Source organism: Hoylesella buccalis ATCC 35310 (assembly GCF_025151385.1).
Classification (GTDB): Bacteria; Bacteroidota; Bacteroidia; order Bacteroidales; family Bacteroidaceae; genus Prevotella; species Prevotella buccalis.
The window spans coordinates 788,492-810,996 of sequence record NZ_CP102287.1; the positions used below are offsets into that span (position 1 = coordinate 788,492).

16 protein-coding genes are annotated in these 22,505 nt (G+C 44.4%); 12 read left to right on the forward strand and 4 right to left on the reverse strand.

Translation table 11 applies throughout. The annotated features are described in order from the left end of the window. Positions 1-216 precede the first annotated feature (216 nt). Positions 217-1,635, forward strand: a complete 1,419-nt coding sequence (gene rlmD / locus NQ518_RS03415; RefSeq protein WP_227960877.1) for a 23S rRNA (uracil(1939)-C(5))-methyltransferase RlmD — start codon at positions 217-219, stop codon at positions 1,633-1,635. A gap of 24 nt (positions 1,636-1,659) precedes the next feature. Continuing rightward, positions 1,660-2,715, forward strand: coding sequence for an asparaginase (locus NQ518_RS03420; RefSeq protein ID WP_227960875.1), 1,056 nt, complete (start codon positions 1,660-1,662; stop codon positions 2,713-2,715). 202 nt (positions 2,716-2,917) lie between these two features. Here the strand turns inward: NQ518_RS03420 and NQ518_RS03425 are convergent, their stop codons facing one another. The 3 genes from NQ518_RS03425 to NQ518_RS03435 are packed head-to-tail and all read right to left on the reverse strand — an operon-like array spanning position 2,918 to position 7,384. Continuing rightward, positions 2,918-4,906, reverse strand: a complete 1,989-nt coding sequence (locus NQ518_RS03425) for a glucosamine-6-phosphate deaminase (RefSeq protein ID WP_227960874.1) — start codon at positions 4,904-4,906, stop codon at positions 2,918-2,920. Between the two features lie 60 nt (positions 4,907-4,966). Beyond that, a complete protein-coding gene (gene nagB, locus NQ518_RS03430; RefSeq protein ID WP_227205155.1) occupies positions 4,967-5,758 on the reverse strand; it encodes a glucosamine-6-phosphate deaminase in 792 nt (263 codons plus the stop codon). A gap of 21 nt (positions 5,759-5,779) precedes the next feature. Further along, on the reverse strand, positions 5,780-7,384 hold the full coding sequence (locus NQ518_RS03435; protein WP_227205157.1) for a beta-N-acetylhexosaminidase: 1,605 nt from the start codon (positions 7,382-7,384) through the stop codon (positions 5,780-5,782). A 770-nt stretch (positions 7,385-8,154) separates the two neighbouring features. On the opposite strand from NQ518_RS03435, the gene hflX reads away from it, so the two are divergent. The 5 genes from hflX to NQ518_RS03460 all read left to right on the forward strand — a co-directional run bounded on the left by hflX (position 8,155) and on the right by NQ518_RS03460 (position 16,738). After that, positions 8,155-9,399, forward strand: a complete 1,245-nt coding sequence (hflX, locus tag NQ518_RS03440; protein WP_227205159.1) for a GTPase HflX — start codon at positions 8,155-8,157, stop codon at positions 9,397-9,399. A 9-nt stretch (positions 9,400-9,408) separates the two neighbouring features. After that, the gene (locus NQ518_RS03445) at positions 9,409-11,265 is read left to right on the forward strand and encodes a DUF4954 family protein (RefSeq protein WP_227205161.1); all 1,857 of its coding nucleotides are present in this window, start codon (positions 9,409-9,411) and stop codon (positions 11,263-11,265) included. 73 nt (positions 11,266-11,338) lie between these two features. Then, positions 11,339-14,245, forward strand: a complete 2,907-nt coding sequence (locus tag NQ518_RS03450; protein ID WP_227205164.1) for a M16 family metallopeptidase — start codon at positions 11,339-11,341, stop codon at positions 14,243-14,245. A 61-nt stretch (positions 14,246-14,306) separates the two neighbouring features. Further along, positions 14,307-15,956 carry a fumarate hydratase gene (locus NQ518_RS03455; RefSeq protein WP_227205166.1) on the forward strand — a complete coding sequence of 550 codons (1,650 nt, stop codon included), beginning with the start codon at positions 14,307-14,309 and terminating at the stop codon, positions 15,954-15,956. Between the two features lie 215 nt (positions 15,957-16,171). Continuing rightward, positions 16,172-16,738 carry a hypothetical protein gene (locus NQ518_RS03460; protein ID WP_227205168.1) on the forward strand — a complete coding sequence of 189 codons (567 nt, stop codon included), beginning with the start codon at positions 16,172-16,174 and terminating at the stop codon, positions 16,736-16,738. Between the two features lies 1 nt (position 16,739). Here the strand turns inward: NQ518_RS03460 and NQ518_RS03465 are convergent, their stop codons facing one another. Further along, the gene (locus NQ518_RS03465; protein ID WP_227960872.1) at positions 16,740-17,567 is read right to left on the reverse strand and encodes a DUF5715 family protein; all 828 of its coding nucleotides are present in this window, start codon (positions 17,565-17,567) and stop codon (positions 16,740-16,742) included. Between the two features lie 157 nt (positions 17,568-17,724). Here NQ518_RS03465 and NQ518_RS03470 point away from each other — a divergent pair, with 157 nt between their 5' ends. From NQ518_RS03470 to NQ518_RS03490, 5 genes are all read left to right on the forward strand, one after another. Next, the gene (locus NQ518_RS03470; RefSeq protein ID WP_227205171.1) at positions 17,725-18,696 is read left to right on the forward strand and encodes a PhoH family protein; all 972 of its coding nucleotides are present in this window, start codon (positions 17,725-17,727) and stop codon (positions 18,694-18,696) included. A 10-nt stretch (positions 18,697-18,706) separates the two neighbouring features. Continuing rightward, positions 18,707-19,657, forward strand: coding sequence for a phosphoribosylaminoimidazolesuccinocarboxamide synthase (locus NQ518_RS03475; RefSeq protein WP_227205173.1), 951 nt, complete (start codon positions 18,707-18,709; stop codon positions 19,655-19,657). Between the two features lie 23 nt (positions 19,658-19,680). Beyond that, positions 19,681-20,418, forward strand: coding sequence for a bifunctional demethylmenaquinone methyltransferase/2-methoxy-6-polyprenyl-1,4-benzoquinol methylase UbiE (gene ubiE, locus NQ518_RS03480; protein WP_227205176.1), 738 nt, complete (start codon positions 19,681-19,683; stop codon positions 20,416-20,418). A gap of 47 nt (positions 20,419-20,465) precedes the next feature. Continuing rightward, complete coding sequence (locus NQ518_RS03485; RefSeq protein ID WP_227205205.1) at positions 20,466-21,209, forward strand: shikimate dehydrogenase family protein; 744 nt, start codon at positions 20,466-20,468, stop codon at positions 21,207-21,209. A 133-nt stretch (positions 21,210-21,342) separates the two neighbouring features. Beyond that, complete coding sequence (locus NQ518_RS03490; protein ID WP_227205177.1) at positions 21,343-22,503, forward strand: AIR synthase-related protein; 1,161 nt, start codon at positions 21,343-21,345, stop codon at positions 22,501-22,503. The last annotated feature ends 2 nt before the right edge of the window (positions 22,504-22,505 follow it).

A 22,505-nucleotide genomic window follows, 5' to 3' on the forward strand; every position in this document is an offset into this window, starting at 1 on the left:
CATTGAGTTTGGCCTCCAAAGTCAATGCTTTTCAAGGTCAAACTCATTGACTTTACACGCCAATCTACATGCTATTGAAAAGATGTGGATGACAGGCTTGATACGAACATGAAATTTGAGATGATTAGCCGGTTCAATTGTTCTTCAAGAAAATATTGTCAAATTGTTTGGACAATTACAGATTTTAGCTTAATTTTACCAACCAAAACAAGCAAGATGTCAAGAAAAAAGAAGCCCTTACCCCTTTTAGAAAATATCCTGATAACCGACGTTGCCGCCGAAGGAAAATCTTTGGCACGCATAGACGACATGGTTGTATTTGTGCCATTTGCAGTTCCTGGAGATGTGGTAGATTTGCAGGTGCGCAAAAAGAAGCACCACTATTGTGAAGCAGAGGTGGTACGTTTCATCAAATACAGTGATGTGCGACAAACACCAAAGTGCCAACATTTTGGCATTTGTGGTGGATGTAAGTGGCAAATGTTGCCCTACGAAGAACAACTTAAGGCTAAACAAAAGCAAGTACACGACCAACTGGAGCGAATCGGTAAGATAGAATTGCCCGAATTCAGACCTATCATGGGGTCGGAAAAGACGTATGAATACCGCAACAAACTGGAGTTTGGTTGCTCCAACAAACGATGGTTAACCTGGGAAGAGGTGACAAGCGGTGTGAAATACGAGCACATGAATGCCATTGGTTTTCACATCACAGGAGCCTTTGATAAAATCTATCCCATTGAGAAATGCTGGCTCATGGATGACCTCTGCAATCAAATCAGAAACTGCATTCGCGACTATGCCATCGACCACAACATCAGCTTCTTTGACTTGAGAGCACAAACGGGACTGCTGCGCGACATCATGATACGCAGTGCGAACACAGGTGAGTGGATGGTGCTGATTCAGTTTAAGTTCCAAGAAGAGGGTGACGAGCAACGCGCACATGGACTTTTGCAGCATGTGGCTGACTCGTTTCCACAGATAACTTCCCTACTTTATGTGGACAACCAAAAGTGTAACGATACCTTTGGCGACCAAACAGTAGTGGTGTTCAAAGGAAAAGATCATATCACGGAAACCATGGGCGACCTAAAGTTCAAAGTGGCAGTCAAGAGTTTCTACCAAACTAATACCAATCAGGCTTACCATCTTTATAGCGTGGCGCGCGAATTTGCCCAACTTACCGGTAAAGAGTTGGTTTACGACCTATACACGGGAACGGGCACTATTGCCAACTTCGTAGCCAGAGAAGCCCGGGAAGTCATCGGCATTGAATATGTAGAAGATGCCATCAAGGATGCGAAAGTCAATTCGGCAGCCAACGACATACACAACACCCTGTTCTACGCAGGCGATATGAAGGACATTCTTACCGAGGAATTCATTACCGAACATGGACGTCCTGATGTCATTATCACCGACCCTCCACGCGCCGGCATGCACCCAGATGTGGTTCGTACCATTCTCGGAGCAGCTCCCCAACGTATTGTATACGTTAGTTGTAATCCTGCAACACAGGCGCGCGACCTGCAAATGTTGGATGAACAGTACAAGGTCATGGCCGTTCAGCCAGTCGATATGTTCCCTCACACGCCGCATGTTGAGAACGTGGTACTGCTTGAGCAACGCTAAGACAGAGTCTAAAACAAATCTACTATGAAAAGAACAAACAAGGTTTTACTAATCTACACCGGTGGCACCATCGGCATGGGGCAGAACATCAAGACTGGTGCTTTGGAGCCTCTCGACTTCCATCATTTGGTTGAGAACGTGCCGGAGTTTGAATTAATTCAAACAGAGGTTGACGTCTATCAGTTCACTCCGCCCATTGATTCGAGTGACATGACACCCACCATGTGGGCAAAGTTGGTGACCATCATCAGCGAACGCTATGAACAGTATGACGGATTCGTCATCCTGCACGGAACCGATACCATGGCCTATACCGCCTCTGCCCTATCATTCATGCTGGAAAACCTCACAAAGCCCGTTGTGCTGACAGGTAGTCAGTTGCCGATTGGGGTGTTGCGAACAGACGGAAAGGAAAATCTCATATCGAGTATCGAACTGGCTTCGGCTCATCACGAAGACGGAACGGCCATTGTTCCAGAGGTGTGTATTTATTTCAATGGCCGTCTGTTGCGGGGCAATCGCAGTACGAAACAAAATGCAGATGGATTCAACGCCTTCGATTCTTTCAACTTTCCACACCTCTGTGATGCGGGCGTGAACTTCACCTATCATGAGCATCTTATTTTGAAGCCCAACTTCAACAAACCTATGGTTCCCCATACACACTTGGATCCTCATGTAATGGCTTTGTCACTGTTTCCCGGTTTACAGGAAGATATTGTGCAACAAATTCTTGAAGTACCCAACTTGAGGGGCATTGTGATGCGCAGTTACGGAAGCGGAAATGCGCCTCAGACGCCATGGCTCACCCATCTGCTTAGTCAAGCTGCGGAACGGGGCGTCGTTGTCGTCAATGTTAGCCAGTGCGTATGGGGCAATGTGGAGATGTCGCGTTATGACAATGGGTATCAATTACAAAATGCTGGTGTTGTCAGCGGTTACGACAGTACTGTTGAAGCAGCCATTGCTAAGCTGATGTTTTTGCAGGCTCAATATGATGACTATAACACTATCTGCCAAATGATGAAACAATCGATAGCAGGAGAGATTACCCTTCCTCCAAACGTCATCATGAACTAACTCTTCTATATGTCAGCATAAGCATAAGTTACCCCAGCTAAAGGGATGGCTATAAACGAGTTGGAACAACTCAAATGTTTTCAAAGCCTACCTCTAACTGGGGTAAATCATTCATCTAGACCAGCTGCCTTTTATGCGTCGCAAATATCTTTTCTTCTGGAAAAGATATTTGCTTGCATTCAAACAGATGAAAAAATTTTACCTATACTTTATACTCTACAAATGCCTCCATGGCTTCGTAGCATGCCAATCCTAAACTATCGTAAAGTGCTGCAGTGGCATGATTGCGGTCTTCAGAGCGCTGCCAGAACAAACGTTCGTCGTTGCCAAGGAATGGTGCACTCTCCATTTGACTCTGATGTTTCAAGATGCTGTTGCGCTTAGCACGCAGCTCTTCTGGACTCATGGGTACACACATCTCAATGTTTTCAATTTCCCATTCAGCCCAAGCACCACGATACATCCACACTCTACATTCTTTCAGCCATTCTGCTCCATCTTCTTTTTCAAGTTCAAGAGCAGCCAACACGGCATCAGTACATTTCTTATGAGTACCATGTGGGTCAGCCAAGTCGCCTGCTACATATATTTGATGAGGCTTAACTTCTTGCAAGAGTTGGCGCACAATCTCGACATCCTTTTCAGTCATCGGCAGTTTTTCAATCTTACCCGACTCGTAGAAAGGCAAGTCAAGGAAGTGAACATGGTCTAATGGCACGCCATTATATGTACAAGCTGTGCGTGCTTCGCCTCGCCGAATCAACCCTTTGATAGTTCGTACATCTAAGGTGTCGATGTCGCCATCCTTCTTATTTGCTAAGAATTTCTTGATTTCACTATACTTTTGTTTAATCACCTTATCTTTCTCGCCATCGAATATCTGATTAAATCCGTTGATGAAGTGCATGAATCGCGTTACTTCTTCATCGCCTACAGCAATATTTCCACTGGTTTCGTAAGCCACATGAAGGTCGTGTCCCTGCTGAACCAGTCGGCGTAAGGTGCCACCCATGGAGATTACATCATCATCTGGATGTGGAGAAAAGACAATTACTCGTTTGGGAAATGGTTTCGCACGCTCCGGACGGTATGTGTCATCAGCATTGGGTTTGCCACCAGGCCAGCCAGTAATGGTATGCTGTAAGTCGTTAAAAATCTTGATATTGGCATTGTAAGCCGAACCATAAAGCGCCAACAACTCGCTCAGGCCGTGGTCGTTGTAATCTTTATTCGTCAACTTCAAGATAGGTTTTCCTGTGAGCTGGCATAACCATACCAATGCTGAACGCACTAATTTATCGGTCCATTGGCACGATTTTACCAGCCAAGGGTGCACGATACGAGTCAGACGAGATGCGGCAGGCAGGTCGATAACCACTTCAACGTTGTTGTGAGTTTGCAAGAATGAGGCAGGAAGAGCATCGGTAATCACACCCTCAACGGTTTTTTGTACAACCTCAGCCTTTTCTTCACTCCACGCTGCAAGAAATATTTTCTTTGCTTTCAACAAGGTTGCAATACCCATGGTGATGGAACAAGGAGGCACTTGCTCGTTCGTTCCAAAGCTCAAGGCCATTTCTTGTCGCAGCACATTGTCTACTAAGATAATGCGCGAATTGCTGGTAACAGTAGAGCCAGGCACGTTGCAGGCGATGTTTCCACTACGTCCAATACCTATCAACATCACGTCAATACCGCCAAAGGTGTTGATACGTTCCTCGTATAAGCGACAATGATTCTGCACATCGTCTTGCGAAATGCTACCGTCTAGAGTGAATATGTTTTTCTTATCGATATCTACGTGATCTAAAAAGCGTGTACACAACTGACTGATACTGCTGTTTTGCGATTTGGATGTGAGTGGAAAATATTCGTATGCATTGAAGACAACGACATTGTGAAAGCTCAACTGTTTAGCTTCGTACATGCTAATCAGCTCTTTGAAAATAGGTGTGAGCGACAAACCTGTACCCAAACCAAGTACACAGAACTTGCCTTCTTTTTGCTTGCTCTTGATGATGGCGGCTATACTTTCAGCCACATGCTTAGCACCCTCTTCCTCTTGTGCAAAGATGTTCGTGTGTATTTTTTCGTAACGCGTTAACTCCGAACGGTCTATAGCCGTTTTAGGTCGGTATATTTCAACCGGAATTTTAGTTAATACAATTTCTGAACTTAGATTTAGATTCATATTTTTACATATATTAAAAAAGGGCTAGTAGCTTTTAAACACTACTCGCCCCTTGGGTTATTAAATATTATCTTTTTCAATATCTTTAAAATAACGATACGTTCCAACTTTCAGTTCGTCGGTCGCAGGTTCATCACAAACGATGATTCCATGCGGATGTTGCTGGAGTACACTAATTGTCCAATAGTGGGTAACCGGTCCTTCTACCACAGCTTGTAAGGCGCGAGCCTTGTGATGACCGTTACAGAGTATCATCACTTCTTGCGCATCCATCACGGTTCCTACACCAACTGTCAATGCGTGCTTTGGAACTTTGTTAACGTCGTTGTCAAAGAATCGACTGTTGGCGATGATCGTATCGCTGGTCAGTGTTTTGATTCGCGTGCGGGAAGTCAAAGACGAGCATGGCTCATTGAAAGCAATATGACCGTCTGGGCCAATGCCTCCAATAAACAAGTCGATGCCACCTGCAGCTTTAATCTTTTCTTCGTATGCCTTACATTCAGCCTCCAAATCCTCTGCGTTGCCGTTAAGAATATGAATGTTTTCCTTTGGACAGTCGATATGGTCAAACAAATTCCGCGCCATGAACGAATGATAGCTTTCGGGATGAGATTCTGGCAACCCCACATACTCATCCATGTTGAAGGTCAACACGTTTTTAAATGACACTCTACCCTCTTTACAAGCCTTAACCAAGCGAGCATACATGCCTTCTGGAGATGAACCAGTAGGCAAACCTAACACGAAAGGATGCTCAGGTGTTGGGTTGAACTTGTTAATACGTTCAATCACATGTTCGGCTGCCCAACGTGACAGCGACTCGTAATTTTCTTCTATAATGACTCTCATCTTCAATTAATTTATTAATGATTATTTCTTCCAAAGGTGCTTTGCATATACATAGTCATAGAGGTCATAGAATCTAACGAACCTTGTAAGACGCTCTTTAAACTCCGGAAAATCTTTCTTCTTATCTGACCATTGGATTTCAGAAATGGCAGCAAGGCGTGGAAGCAACTGATATTCTGCTAAATTAGGATAGGCGATGTACTCTGTCCACAGATTGGCTTGAACACCAATGATATGGTTACGCACGTCAACCGACAGGGTGTCTGGCAAGGGGTCAAAGCTGTAAGTCTTTTCGATGGGGAGATTCCCTCCAATCAAAAGCGGTTCCGAAGCCCGTTTATCTGTCTGATAATAGTCAAAATAAGCATAGGTGGTTGGTGACATCACAACATCATGACCTCTCTTGGCAGCTTTAATACCAGGAGCTACTCCACGCCAACTCATGACGGTAGCGCTCTGATTGATGTCACCGTCCAGGATTTCGTCCCATCCAATGATGCTTCTGCCTTTGCTGTTGACAAACTTTTCTATGCGGTTAGTGAAATATCCTTGCAGCTTTTTCACCGGTAGATTGTGGTCTTTCATAACCTTCTGACACTTGGGACATTTCTCCCAACGCACACGTGGAGATTCGTCACCACCTATGTTAATCAACTTAGAGGGGAAGATATCGATGAGCTCACCCAGCACATCCTGACAGAACTGATAGGTCTTTTCGTTACCCAAACACAGCACATCATCGAAAATGCCCCATGACGTTGACACTTTATAAGGTCCACCTGTACATCCCAGTTCAGGATAAGATGCCAGCGCAGCAAGCATGTGGCCGGGCATATCGATTTCTGGAATCACCGTAATATATCTGTCCGCAGCATATTTAACGATTTCACGAGCTTGGTCTTGTGTATAAAAACCACCATAAGGCACGCCATCATAGACAGCAGAATTATGTCCAATGACCGTTTCAGAACGTACTGATCCAACTTCTGTCAGCCTAGGATATTTCTTGATTTCTATACGCCAACCCTGGTCTTCACTCAGATGCCAGTGGAAGACATTCATGTTGTGAAGCGCCAACAAATCTATGTATTTCTTGACAAAATCCAGTGGGAAGAAATGACGGCCACAGTCGAGCATGCCTCCCCGATAACCAAAGCGAGGCGCATCTTTAATTACAACGCCCGGAAAAGTGATTTGATCTGCGTCTTTCTGTGTGGGCAACGACTTGCGCAGGGTTTGTATTCCATAGAAAATTCCATTAGGTGTCTTTCCTGTAACAGTAATTCCTTTGTTTGTCACTGTAATGACATACCCCTCGTCCTCCGTAATTTTCTTGTTTAATGACAGGGTGATGGCATTTTTAGATTTACTCGTGGTAGTTGACACCTGAATGCCAGTGACCTCGCGAATATACTGTGCCAGGAATTCGGCATTACGCTTCAAATCTGCATTTCCCTCTGGATAAACGATGGGAGTGGCAGCGGTCAACATAAAATCCTTTTTAGCCGTTGCGGTAATCTCCCTCGGCATAGGAACTACTTTGTAATCGGCTACTGAACTAGCTGTCGCAGATTGAAAGGACAGCGCACTTAAAAATAAAGCTAATACTATTTTTTTTGGTTTCATGATGAATATGGTTATTTATGACACAAAGTTATCATAATTTATTGAAATGACTGCCATCGTTTCTTAAAAAAAAGGTTTTCAATCCATTTTTATAGTTTTGTTAACATATGGCCTGCTATTTGAAACGCAAAATCCGCACTATTTTGAGTTTTCATATTTTTGTTCAAATAAAAAAAAGAGCATCTCGCATTTCGTCAAATTTGTAAGATAATTTATCAAAGAAGTGGGCAAAAAACGACCCTTGTAAACTTTCATTCTAGAAAAAATCGATAGGCACAGAGGATGCCAAACAAGCGATTTCGGTACCCTGTCAATCGACTTGATGACGTTAGAGCATTGAGTTTACTCGACAAAAAGCATCACTTGATGGAGCAATATGCATGTTGTTGAACAACAAAAGCATACATATAATGGTCTAAAAGCAATGCTTTTGATCAAAAATAGCATGAAAAATATTCGCATCACGCAACGAAATATAACTAACACATTGTACTATTGGCACTTGCAGACATTGCAAATTCCTTGGCGTATTTACAAACTTCAGGGAAAGAGTTTGTAAATATGCCAAGGATAAGAGAGGACGTTGTCAAGAAAATTCTTAATCAATCAGCCTCTTGTTTTTACGCCCTGTCCATCAAACATCAAAGAAATCCTGACATTGCAGATTAGCTGGCATTGTGTTGCATTAGCCACCGTAACAAAAAAGATGTTTTTATTTTGTCGTTCTATCGCTTTGTTGTAACTTTGCAATCACCATATTTATATACCGAATGAAAGAATTTGTCATATCAGAAGCAAAAGCCGAAACAGCCATACTCGTAGGTCTCATCACACAGGATCAGAACGAGGAGAAGACCAATGAATATCTGGATGAGTTGGAATTTCTGGCAGACACCGCAGGCGCAGTTACCGTCAAAAGATTCACACAGAAGCTGGGGGGGCCCAACATGGTGAGTTATGTGGGTAAAGGCAAATTGGAAGAAATTAAGCAGTATATAGAAAACGAGAAAGAAAATGACCGACCTGTTGGGATGGTTATTTTCGATGACGAGCTTTCTGCCAAGCAAATCAGAAACATAGAGAAAGAGCTTCAGGTCAAAATCTTAGACCGAACCTCTCTGATTCTCGACATTTTTGCCATGCGGGCTCAGACAGCCAATGCAAAGACACAGGTTGAATTGGCGCAATACCGATACATGCTGCCTCGCCTGCAACGCTTGTGGACCCACTTGGAACGGCAAGGTGGCGGCTCAGGTTCTGGTGGTGGAAAGGGCTCTGTTGGCTTGCGTGGTCCGGGTGAGACGCAGCTTGAAATGGACCGTCGAATCATTTTACAGCGCATCACGCTGCTCAAGCAACGGCTCATCGAGATTGACAAACAGAAAACCACACAGCGCAAGAACCGTGGAAGACTGATTCGCGTGGCCTTGGTGGGTTATACCAACGTGGGTAAGTCTACCTTGATGAACTTGTTGTCCAAGAGTGAGGTGTTCGCAGAGAACAAACTTTTTGCCACGTTAGACACCACGGTACGCAAAGTAGTGATTGAAAATCTTCCCTTTTTGCTGGCCGATACGGTGGGATTCATTCGGAAATTGCCCACCGACCTTGTTGATTCGTTCAAATCAACCCTTGACGAAGTACGCGAGGCCGATTTGCTGTTGCATGTCGTAGACATTTCGCATCCCGACTTTGAAGAACAAATCAGGGTGGTTGACAACACACTGAAGGAATTGGATGCAGCAGATAAGCCGACCATGATCGTCTTCAACAAGATAGATCAATACAGATGGGTTGAGAAAGCTCCTGATGACTTGACACCTCCTACACCAGAAAACCTTTCGTTAGAAGACTTGAAACGCACCTGGATGGCTAAGTTGAATGAAAACTGTGTCTTCATTTCGGCAAAACAAAAGCAAAACATTGACGAATTCAGGGAAACGTTGTACAAAGCCGTGCGGCAGTTGCATGTGCAGAAATATCCGTATAACGACTTCTTGTATCCAACTGATTAATTGAAATAAATGAAAGAGTTCAGGCCATTAACAAGCGAAGAGATTAATGTATTAGAAAGTCATGGCTGTTGGGCAGAAGACTGGTCATCCGTCATGGTTGCCGAGGGATTCAGTCCAAAGTATTTGAGTCGCGTCCTATTCTATGGCGAGAATCGTCTTGGTGCCTTTGAAGAAATGTTGGAGGTAACGAAGGGGTTTTTCAAGCATTCGGGCATTATCAACGCCACATTGAGAAACGTAACCGTAGGTGATAACAACCTGATAGAGAACGTTGGCAATTATATCAATAATTATACAATTGGCGACAGTTGTTTTATTTCAAACATTTGCACACTCGAGACTACCGAGGGAGCCACGTATGGCGAAGGCAACACCATTTCAGTATTAAATGAAGTGGGCGATGGCAACGTAGTGTTGTTCAGAGAATTAAACAGTCAGTTTGCCGCCTTCATGGTACAACATTTTCAAGACAAGGCACTCAAAGACGCCATACTCCGTCTCATCAAGGAGAGCATGGCTTTAAACGAATCGGACCAAGCATGGATTGGCAATTGTGTGAAAATCGTGAACACAAAAGAACTCACCAACACCATCATCTTTGATGATTGCGAAATCAACGGTGCATCACGTCTGAGCGACTGTACGATTCTTAGTTCAGAGGCCGCCAGCGTATATATTGGCACAGGTGTTATTTGCGAAAATTCCATCATCTCGCACGGATCTTCCATCATCAATAGTGTAAAGATGCAAGATTGCTTTGTGGGTGAGACCTGCCAGATAACAAATGGTTTTACGGCATCTTCCAGTATATTCTTCGCCAACAGCTATATGGCCAACGGCGAGGCTTGTGCAGCCTTCTGTGGTCCTTTCTCATCCAGTCATCACAAGAGCAGCCTGTTGATTGGCGGAATGTTTTCATTCTACAATGCTGGTTCCGCCACCAACTTTAGCAACCATGCGTATAAAATGGGGCCGATGCACTATGGCGTGCTGCAACGTGGATGCAAAACGGCCAGCGGTGCCTATCTGCTGATGCCAGCGAACATCGGCACATTCTCTGTATGTTTCGGCAAATTGATGTATCATCCTGACACGCGCAGCCTTCCGTTCTCCTACCTCATCGCCTATGGTGACATCATGTACTTGTCGCCGGGACGAAACATTACGACCGTTGGCCTTTACAGAGACATCAACAAGTGGCCGAAAAGAGATTTGCGTCCGCAACATTCACAAAAGAGTATCGTAAACTTCGATTGGCTTTCTCCCTTCTCTGTAGGCGAAATTGTGGAAGGAAAAAAGATTCTGGAGAAGCTGCGCGAAGCCTCGGGTGATGACGTTTCAACCTACAATTATCATGAATATGTCATCAATGCCAGTTCGCTAAAAAAAGGTATCAAATACTATGACATCGCACTTCACATCTACATGGGTGCGGTTTTGAAGCGAGTTTTGAAGAAAGACCCGGCACTTACACCGCCCACTACGACGATTGGAACTGGAAAATGGACAGACCTGGCCGGACTGCTGCTGCCTGTTTCAGAAGAAGAACGATTGATAGACGACATTAAAAATGGCGAACTCGAGACAATAGATGATGTGCTGCAAAGATTCACCGACATCAACGAACACTATCGAGAGTACCAGTGGGCTTGGACATACGAACTCATTAAGAATTATTATCAACTCGACACCATCACCTTGGCGGATGCCGATCGCATTCGTACAGATTACATCAAGGCGCGTCGGGCATGGATAGCCGAGATTAGAAAAGATGCTGAGAAAGAGTTTGCCATGGGTGACGTAGAACAAAATTTATTCGATAACTTCATTGAAAAACTGGATCGAGAGGTTGAATACGAGAACTGAAATCAGGTTCAGCCACTTGAAACAAAACCTAACAAAATTGGATATTACTAACAAGTCATTAACAATCATAAAAATGAGAACAAGATTTATATGGTCAAGCTTACTGCTCATACTGTTTCAAAGTAGTCTTTATGCAAAAGTATACGATTACCAAACAGTGACGGGTGACCCCATGAAAGCCCGCATCTACACATTGGATAACGGACTGAAAGTTTATCTTAGCGTGAACAAAGAGAAACCTCGCATTCAAACTTACATTGCCGTTAAGACCGGAAGTAGGAACGATCCGGCTGAAACTACGGGGTTGGCGCATTATTTAGAGCACTTGATGTTTAAGGGAACCAAGCAGTTTGGCACCACCAATGCAGAGAAAGAGGCTGCTTATCTGCAAGACATCACACAGCGATATGAGAAATATCGCTTGCTGACCGATGCTGCCGAACGTAAACAGGCATACCATGAAATTGACAGTATATCACAGTTGGCTGCCAAATACAACATTCCCAATGAATATGACAAGCTGATGGCGGCCATCGGTTCTGAAGGGTCTAATGCTTTTACCAGCAACGACATCACCTGTTATGTAGAGAACATTCCGGCCAATGAAGTAGAAAATTGGGCTAAAATTCAAGCCGACCGGTTTCAAAATATGGTGATCAGAGGCTTTCATACCGAATTGGAAGCGGTGTACGAAGAATTCAACATCGGGCTTTCGAACGACGGAAGAAAGCAGTGGAACGCACTCAATGCCAAATTGTTTCCTACACATCCCTATGGCACACAAACCACTATCGGCACACAGGCTCATCTTAAAAATCCATCAATCGTAAACATCCAAAACTATTTCAAACGCTACTATGTGCCCAACAACGTGGCTATCTGCATGGCAGGCGACATGAATCCGGATGAAGTGATAGCCATCTTGGACAAATATTTCGGAGCATGGAAGAAGAACCCGACACTATCCTACCCTACCTTCGCACCGCAAGCCGACCTGAAAGCCAGTGTAGACACCACAGTAGTGGGATTGGAAGCAGAGAATGTATTGTTGGCCTGGAAGTTCGATGGTGCTGCATCCATGCAAAATGACACACTTACCTTGGTGGATAAAATATTGAGCAACGGGCATGCGGGGCTGTTAGATTTGAACCTCAATCAAAGCATGAAGGTTTTAGAGAGCGGTTCGTTCGTCAATGCCTTGGCCGATTATTCTTCTTTCTGCATGGAGGGATTACCCAAAGAGGGACAGTCTTTGGAAGAGGTCAAACAGCTATTGTTGGCCGAGGTTGACAAACTAAAACAGGGAGCATTTGCCGATGACTTGCTCTCGTCAATCATCAACAACACCAAACGCGATTATTACAAATCGCTACAGTCAAACCGTTCGCGCGTTTCTATGCTGACCGATGCCTTCATTAACAATCAGAGATGGGAAGATGTGGTCAATCGTTTGGATAGATTGGCAAAGATTTCTAAACAAGACATCATGGCCTTTGCCAACAAACACTTCAAAGACAACTTTGTTTGTGTGTACAAGAAGCAAGGCGAAGACACGACGCAAAAGAAGATAGACAAGCCACAAATCACCCCTATCCCCAGCAACCGCAACGAGAGCAGTGCATTTTTGCGTGACATAAAAAATGCACACGCCACGCCCATACAGCCGCAATTCCTTGATTTCAAGCGCGACTTAACCTTCACTGAGACTAAAAAGAAGCTACCTATTGTGTACAAACACAACAGCGATGACGGACTTTTTAACCTTGTTTTCAATTGGGATTTCGGCACAACTGCTAACAAAGAGTATGCAGTGGCGTGTGATTACATCAGCTACCTGGGTACCTCTAAGAAATCGGCAGAGGACATCAAACGCGAGTTTTACAAACTGGCCTGCAGCTTCAACATCATAGCCAATCCGCGCAAGATCGCCATTTTGTTGTCAGGATTGGATGAGAATATGCCCAAAGCGGTAAAATTGCTCAACGAACTGATGACCGATGCGAAACCCGATGCAAAAGCGTACGAACAATATGTTGCATTAACATTGAAAGCAAGGCAAGACGACAAGAACGATCAACGCAAAAATTTCAATGCTTTAAGAAGGTATGCCATGTATGGACCGTACAACCAAGTGCGGAATATTGTAAGCGAACAAGAACTGAAAGCCTTACAGCCACAGCATTTGGTTGATTTGTTTCGATCGCTCAAACAATACGAACAATCTGTGCTATACTACGGCCCAACGAGAACACAACAGCTTTCTGCCTGCCTTGACAAGCTGTATGAGCCTGCCAAGAACAGAAAACCTGCATTGAAAAACAAAGACTATCAAGAACAAACCACACCGCAAAACGAAGTGTACATTGCTCCATACAATGCTAAAAACATTTACATGGTGATGTATCACAACGAGAACAAACCTTTTGATGCCAAGCAGGCAGCGGTAGGAACTCTATTCAACGAATACTTTGGCGGTGGCATGAACACCGTTGTTTTCCAAGAGTTGCGTGAAGCAAGAGGGTTGGCTTATAGCGCATCAGCATTTTACAACAACAGTCCGTTGAGAGGTCATCCTGAGTATGCACAAACATATATTATCACTCAAAACGACAAAATGATGGATTGCATCAAGGTGTTCAACAATATTTTAGACACCATTCCGCAAAGTAAAGCTGCTTTCGACATAGCCAAACAGGGTTTGACGAAGCAGCTGGCCAGCCTTCGCGTCACACGCAGTGGTGTACTTCAAGCCTATTTGGATGCCAAAGAAAGAGGCCTTGATTATGATGAAAACGAAAGAATCTATCAAGCCTTGCCTACCATCACCATGCAAGATATTGTCAATTTCGAGCAAAAACACATGGCACGCAAGCCCTATCGTTACGTCATTCTGGGCGATGAGAAGAATTTAAACATGGAGGCTCTACAGAAAATTGGCAACATCAAACGTCTTTCTACCGAAGAGATATTTGGATATTGATAGCGCAAATAACAATATAATACGTTTAGAATAACAAGACAATAACAACAATAAAAACATTATGGCACAAACACCTGAATTCAAGTATGCGCCCATGTTTCAAATGGGCAATGACGAAACTGAGTATTATTTATTAACAAAAGACGGCGTATCGGTGAGCGAATTTGAGGGCAAACCCATTCTAAAGGTAACCCCAGAAGCTCTAACCATGCTCACCCAACAAGCCTTTCACAACGTGAGTTTCATGTTGCGCCGCACTCACAACGAACAAGTAGCGAAGATTTTAACCGACCCTGAGGCGTCGGACAACGACAAGTATGTGGCTCTCTCCTTCTTGCGCAATGCAGAAGTAGCATCAAAAGGCAAACTGCCACTTTGCCAAGACACGGGTACGGCTATTGTTCACGGTGAAAAAGGACAACAGGTATGGACGGACTTTTGCGATGAAGAAGCCATCTCTCGTGGCGTTTACAACACCTACACACAAGACAACCTGCGCTACTCACAGAATGCACCCCTCAATATGTACGACGAGGTGAACACCAGATGCAACCTTCCAGCACAGATTGACTTAGAGGCAACAGAGGGAATGGAATATCGATTCCTATTCGTTACCAAGGGAGGCGGCTCTGCCAACAAGACCTATCTATACCAAATGACCAAAGCCATTATTCAAAACCCTGGCACCTTGGTTCCTTTCTTGGTAGAGAAAATGAAATCATTAGGTACAGCTGCTTGTCCACCTTACCACATTGCATTCGTCATTGGAGGCACCTCGGCAGAGAAAAACCTGCTCACCGTGAAGTTAGCGTCTACTCATTATTATGACAACCTGCCCACCTCGGGAGATGAAACAGGACGTGCTTTCCGCGATGTAGCACTGGAGAAGGAACTTTTAGACGAAGCACACAAGATTGGACTGGGTGCTCAGTTTGGTGGTAAGTACATGGCTCACGATATTCGGGTGGTACGCTTGCCGCGCCATGGTGCATCGTGTCCCATCGGAATGGGCGTCAGTTGTTCGGCAGACCGCAACATCAAAGCCAAGATTAACAGAGAGGGTTTGTGGATTGAGAAGTTGGACGAAAATCCAGGTTCACTCATTCCAGAGGAATTACGTCAAGCTGGTGAAGGCGATGTGGTGAAAATCAACCTCGATCAACCCATGGCAGACATCTGCAAAGAGCTGTCGCAATATCCCGTATCTACACGTGTGAGTCTCAACGGTACTATCATCGTGGCACGCGACATCGCACATGCCAAGCTCAAAGCACGTCTCGATGCAGGCGAAGAGTTGCCCGAATACTTCAAAAACCATCCTATTCTCTATGCTGGTCCTGCGAAGACTCCGGAGGGAATGCCTTGTGGCAGTATGGGCCCTACTACCGCAAACCGCATGGATCCTTATGTAGACGAGTTCCAAGATCATGGCGGTTCGATGGTGATGATTGCCAAAGGCAACCGCACACAAGTGGTGACCGATGCTTGTCAAAAGCACGGAGGTTTCTATTTGGGTAGCATTGGCGGTCCTGCTGCTGTGCTGTCGATGAACTCTATTAAGAGCATTGAGTGCGTGGAATATCCCGAACTTGGCATGGAAGCCATTTGGAAAATTGACGTTGTCGACTTCCCTGCTTTCATCTTAGTAGACGACAAGGGAAACGATTTCTTCAAACAACTGAAACCTTGGACACCTTCTTGCACAAAATAACAGACCGCAATAGCCTCTCATGGTTATGACTTAACCGCCAGTTTTGAATATGCAAAGCTGGCGGTTGTTCATTGAAAGGTAAACAAGGATTTATTCTGAGTGTATAACTCGCAAATAACAAGAGCTGCAACCCACGAGTATGTAACATACGCAATGCAAAAAACAAATCAATTATTTGGGAGTATCAGATTCTTAATTTACCTTTGCAATTGATTATGATACTATTAAGAAGACTTAAAATATTACTCTTATCCATATTCGCCTCAACGTATTTGTCTGCTCAAACGCCCATCGCAAACCGTGTTAACGAGGCGGCCAGACATGTATCAAAAGATGCCTCTGTGGTGGCCAAGTATACGGATAACAAGCGTCATAGTCTGTATTACATTCGCAAAGACAAGTTTTTTTGTCTGGATGTAGTGCTCAACATCAATGAAGAGCTCAACCTTACGCCACAAAAATATGATAAAATTTTATCCTCCTACCTCAGTCCTGACGGTGAATACATGTTCATCTGCCTGGACAAGGGGAACAAATCAGGATGGGTACTGGAAGATAGATTCGAACTGTGGCGTATCAACTCTTATAACAGAAAATCCTCACGAATAGCCTCAGGATTTACAATTGATAGAACAAAAGAAGGTTTTCTTCTTCGCAAAACCTCCAGGTGCTTAAATCCAAGAGCACCGAAATCACGACAAAGATGGATGGTCAGGGATCATCATTTCGACATGATGGGGCAAGCTACCGTCACCTTGCCTGAATACGAGTACCACTTCTAACCTATCGTGTCGTAACGTGAAAGCATCCTTGGTGTATTTCGTATTTTACATAGCAGCGGTTAAGATTGCGCAAATCGTTCAGCACTTCACTTAACACCCACTTCAAGCTATCGTTACGAACCTGTCGGCGGGCAGGTCCATTTGGGTCTTGTACAGTAATATAACGATTATAACCAATGTCGAAAGTTGTTCCATAGAGATGGCAACTGTTTGACTTAGCATTGCCATTATGGCCTCTCAACCGCTCAATGTCCTCACGACTTCGCATCACGCTGGTAACAATAATTTTGTGAAGGGGAATTCCTTTCACTTGCAGACTGTCAAAAAAATTGCGGCCAATGTCTTGAAGCAATACGGCAGCCTGTGGCACCAGATAAGGAATACTGCTTTTTAAGCGATCAACATAGAAATAAGGATTCGCACCAATATATACCAACTCAGCCTTTCTACTTTCAGCTTCGGCACGATCAAGCACCGGCTTCACCCCCAACTTATTGGCGGCAACGAGCTGAACATCATTCTGATCAGGAAACGATTTGGAAAAATTCTGGACGCTATAAATTCGGTTTTTAACAAGTGATCCATCTGCATTGAAAAATTTTGAGCGCATATTCGGACGAGCTTCAGGGTTGTTCGCAGCAACGGATTTAACAGCATGATCTTCATGAAACTTGTCTTTCAGCGTCAGCGAATCAAAATGATTACTCGGGGAAGAGATATCCTTTGCAGCCCTATTGCCCGCAACATCAGGAAAGACGCAACGCACCATGCCCAAAAACACAACGCAGAGGGCAAAACCTTGTAAGTATCTCTTCTTTGAAATCTTCATCAATACAGTTTCTGAGCGACAAAGTTAATAAAAAGAAAACAGTTAATCCTAGTACCAATCTTTTTTTTTCACTTTTATGAAAAAACTCCAATACCACATCTTTAAAGTCTAATCTTTTTCGTACATTTGCAACAATTATTTAAACTTATACATCACATTGATTGAGAAGCATATTGTTCTGGAAGACATAGACCCTGTTACATTCTATGGGGTTAACAATGATCATTTGCAGATGCTCAAGTCGCTGTTTCCCAAATTGCGAATAGTTGCTCGTGGAAACGTCATCCGTATCTTGGGCGACGAGGAAGAGATGGCCAAGATTGAAGAGGACATCGAACTGATGCAGAAGCACGTCTTGAAGTACAACTCCATCACGGAAGAAGATATCTTGGACATCGTTCATGACCACAAGACAAAGGCCGATGCCATCAAGGATGTCGTGGTGTATAGTATTTCGGGACGCCCTATCAAAAGTCGAAGTGAGAACCAGCAAAAACTTATTGAAGCATACAACACTTCGGACATGGTATTTGCCGTTGGTCCTGCAGGCACTGGAAAAACCTATCTCAGCATTGCTTTAGCTGTAAAAGCCCTGAAAGAAAAGGCTGCCAAGAAGATTATCCTCTCCCGCCCCGCAGTGGAAGCTGGAGAGAAACTTGGTTTTTTGCCTGGAGACATGAAGGATAAGATAGATCCATACCTACAACCTCTATACGATTCCCTTGAAGACATGATTCCAGCTGTGAAACTGCAAGACATGATGGAGAAACACATCATTCAGATTGCTCCCCTGGCTTTCATGCGTGGCAGAACGTTAAGCGACGCTGTCGTCATCCTGGATGAAGCGCAAAACACCACCCCAGCCCAAATCAGAATGTTCCTCACCCGCATGGGATGGAACACCAAAATGATTATCACGGGCGACATGACCCAGATAGATTTACCGCACGAACAAAAGAGTGGCTTGAAAGAAGCACTGAAAATATTAGGCGGTGTTGAAGGTATTTCTGTGGTTGAATTGGGCAAAAAGGACATCGTTCGCCACAAATTGGTCACGAGAATCGTGAATGCCTATGAAGCATACGACAATGCCAGGAACCAAGAAAAGAAACTTGAGTTTAAAGATTAAACATACAACAATGAAAGCATTAACAAAAACTGATTTCCATTTCGATGGACAAAAGAGTGTTTACCATGGCAAAGTACGTGATGTTTATAACATCAACGATGACTTGATCGTGATGGTTGCAACTGACAGAATCTCTGCATTCGACGTGATTCTACCTAAGGGAATTCCATTCAAAGGACAGGTTCTCAATCAGATAGCTGCCAAATTTCTTGACTCTACCAAAGACATCTGCCCCAACTGGAAGATTGCCACACCAGACCCAATGGTGACAGTAGGCGTAAAATGTGAAGGCTTTCGTGTAGAAATGATCATCCGGAGCATTCTAACGGGCAGCGCTTGGCGCGAATATAAGGCAGGAGCCAGAGAGCTTTGTGGCGTGAAATTGCCCGATGGCATGAAGGAAAACGAACGTTTCCCAGAGCCAATCGTCACACCAACAACCAAGGCTGACGAAGGACACGACCTCAACATCTCAAAAGAAGAAATCATCAGTCAGGGGATTGTTCCGGCAGAAGATTACGCCATCATCGAGGATTACACGCGCAAATTGTTCGCTCGTGGACAGGAAATTGCAGCCAAACAAGGACTGATTCTTGTAGACACTAAGTATGAGTTTGGCAAAAAAGACGGTAAGATTTATCTCATTGACGAAATTCATACCCCAGACTCCAGTCGTTACTTCTACGCCGATGGCTATGAGGAGAAGTTGGCAAAAGGTGAACCACAGAAGCAATTGTCAAAAGAGTTTGTACGTCAATGGCTCATCGAACACGACTTCATGAACGAGCCTGGGCAGACCGTGCCAGAGATTACGGACGAATATGCTGAAAGTGTAAGCGAGCGATACATTGAATTGTACGAACACATCACTGGCGAAAAGTTCAAGAAGGCGGCCGACCATGATGATTTGGCTGCTCGCATTGAAAAGAATGTCAGCGACTATCTCGCTTCGCTAAAATAATAAAAGACAATTCATACAACAGCGTGTACAGACAAGAAAAGATAAAACCGTATAGTCAGGAGGGCGAGAAGAAACAGCAAGTAGAGCGAATGTTCGATCGCATTGCGCCCACGTACGATGAGCTGAACCATCGCTTGTCATGGAACATAGACAAGGGATGGCGCAAAAAAGCCATCAAACAGCTGGAACCTTTCGCCCCCCAAACCATACTTGACATAGCCACCGGCACTGGTGATTTCGCCATTCTGTCAGCCAAGATGCTGCAACCCCAACAGTTGATTGGTGCTGATATCTCGGTTGGCATGATGGAAATAGGCAAACGAAAAGTTGCTGCAGCGCATTTGGACCACATCGTTTCCTTTCAAAAAGAAGACTGTCTGGCGCTATCTTTTGCAGACCATTCGTTTGACGCCGTCACAGCTGCTTTTGGCATTCGTAATTTTCAAGATCTAGACAGCGGACTGAAAGAAATCTACAGGGTACTGAAACCAGGTGGACACCTGAGCATTGTTGAACTGACACAGCCTGTCTCGTTCCCGATGAAACAATTGTTCAAGGTATATTCGCACACGCTTCTACCCTTTTATGGCAAACTCCTTTCTAAGGATAAAAGCGCCTACAAATACCTCACGTCAACCATCGAAGCCTTTCCACAAGGTGAACAGATGGTTGAGATTTTACAGAAAGCGGGCTTTTCCAACGCAACGTTCAAGAGATTGACATTAGGTATCTGCACGATGTATTTTGCAGAAAAAGAATGATTTAGAAGAAACACGCTAATGGATTTGCGTGCAATAATGATATGGATATGGACAAATACGGACTGATAGGCTACCCTCTTGGGCATTCATTCTCGATAGGTTATTTCAATGAGAAATTCCAAAACGAAGGAATCAATGCCAGCTATGTCAATTTTGAGATTCCCAATATAGAGAATCTTCAAGAAGTGTTGGCATCCAACCCCGATCTCAAAGGATTAAATGTCACGAGGCCTTACAAAGAAAAGGTCATCCACTATCTGGACGAACTCAGTCCAGAGGCCAAATCTATTGGTGCCGTTAACGTTATCAAGGTCACACACAAGGGCAAGAAAACCATCTTGAAGGGCTTCAACAGTGATGTCATTGGGTTTACACGCAGCATCGAACCGCTGCTTGAGACGTTTCACAAAAAAGCACTAATCTTAGGTACCGGAGGGGCTGCAAAAGCGGTAGACGTGGGGCTAAGGTCGCTGGGAATTGAAACAAAATATGTTTCTCGACAAAACCTTCCAAACGTATTGCGATATGATGACATCACTCCCGAAATCATCCAAGAATACAATGTCATCGTCAACTGTACCCCCGTTGGGATGTATCCTCATGCCGACGTTTGTCCCCAGCTGCCTTACGAAGCAATGGGCAGCCATCATTTGCTGTACGATTTGATATACAATCCAGATGAAACGCTTTTCATGAAACAGGGAGCCAAGCAGGGAGCAACGGTCAAAAATGGATTAGAAATGCTGCTGTTGCAGGCTTTTGTCTCATGGGAGTTTTGGCACCAAGCCTAAATGCTCTTTCCTAAACCCTCTCAAGAAATGATGTGTTTAGACAAATAGCCACAGAAAGAACAGAGTGGTTCATGCAGCTGTTTGTCATCACATCAACGGTTTTACTCACCAAACTTAAAAAACATTGATACACATGGATAGATATATGATGCGCGGTGTTTCTGCCGCAAAGGAAGATGTTCACAACGCCATCAAAAACATCGACAAGGGCATTTACCCACAAGCCTTCTGCAAAATCATTCCCGACATACTGGGAGACGACCCTGATTATTGCAACATCATGCACGCCGACGGTGCTGGAACCAAATCGTCTTTGGCCTATATGTACTGGAAAGAGACGGGCGATCTCAGCGTATGGAAGGGCATTGCACAGGATGCCATTGTGATGAATACCGACGACTTGCTGTGTGTGGGTGCGGTAGACAACATCTTGGTGTCGAGTACCATTGGGCGTAATAAACTCTTGATACCTGGCGAAGTGATTTCTGCCATCATCAACGGCACCGACGAGTTACTGCAAGAGATGCGAGACATGGGCATTGGCATTTACCCCACAGGCGGCGAAACGGCTGATGTAGGCGACTTGGTGCGCACCATTATCGTCGACTCAACCGTGACCTGCCGCATGAAACGCAGCGAGGTTATCGACAATGCCAACATCCGTCCAGGCGATGTCATCGTCGGATTGAGTAGCACAGGACAAGCTACCTACGAGAAAACATACAATGGTGGCATGGGAAGCAACGGTCTGACCAGTGCCCGTCACGATGTTTTTGCCAAATATTTGGCAGAAAAATTCCCTGAAAGTTTCGATAATGCCGTACCCAACGAGTTGGTGTATAGCGGTAAATATCAACTCACCGACAGCATAGAAGGCGTGGAGGTTGATGCCGGTCATTTGGTTCTCTCGCCTACTCGCACCTATGCACCTATTATTAAAAAGGTGTTGGATGCACACCGAAGTCACATTCATGGCATGGTTCATTGCACGGGAGGCGCACAAACCAAGGTGCTTCACTTTGTCAGCGACAATTGTAAAGTGGTAAAAGACAACATGTTCCCCGTTCCTCCCTTGTTTAAAGTGATACAAGAGAGCAGTGACACCGATTGGAAAGAGATGTACAAGGTGTTCAACATGGGGCATCGCATGGAGATATATGTAGCTCCTGAGTACGCACAAGAAATCATCAACATCAGCAAAAACTTTAATGTTGACGCACAAATCATCGGTCATATCGAAGAGGGAGTACGCGCATTGACCATTCAATCAGAATTTGGAACATTCGAATATTAATA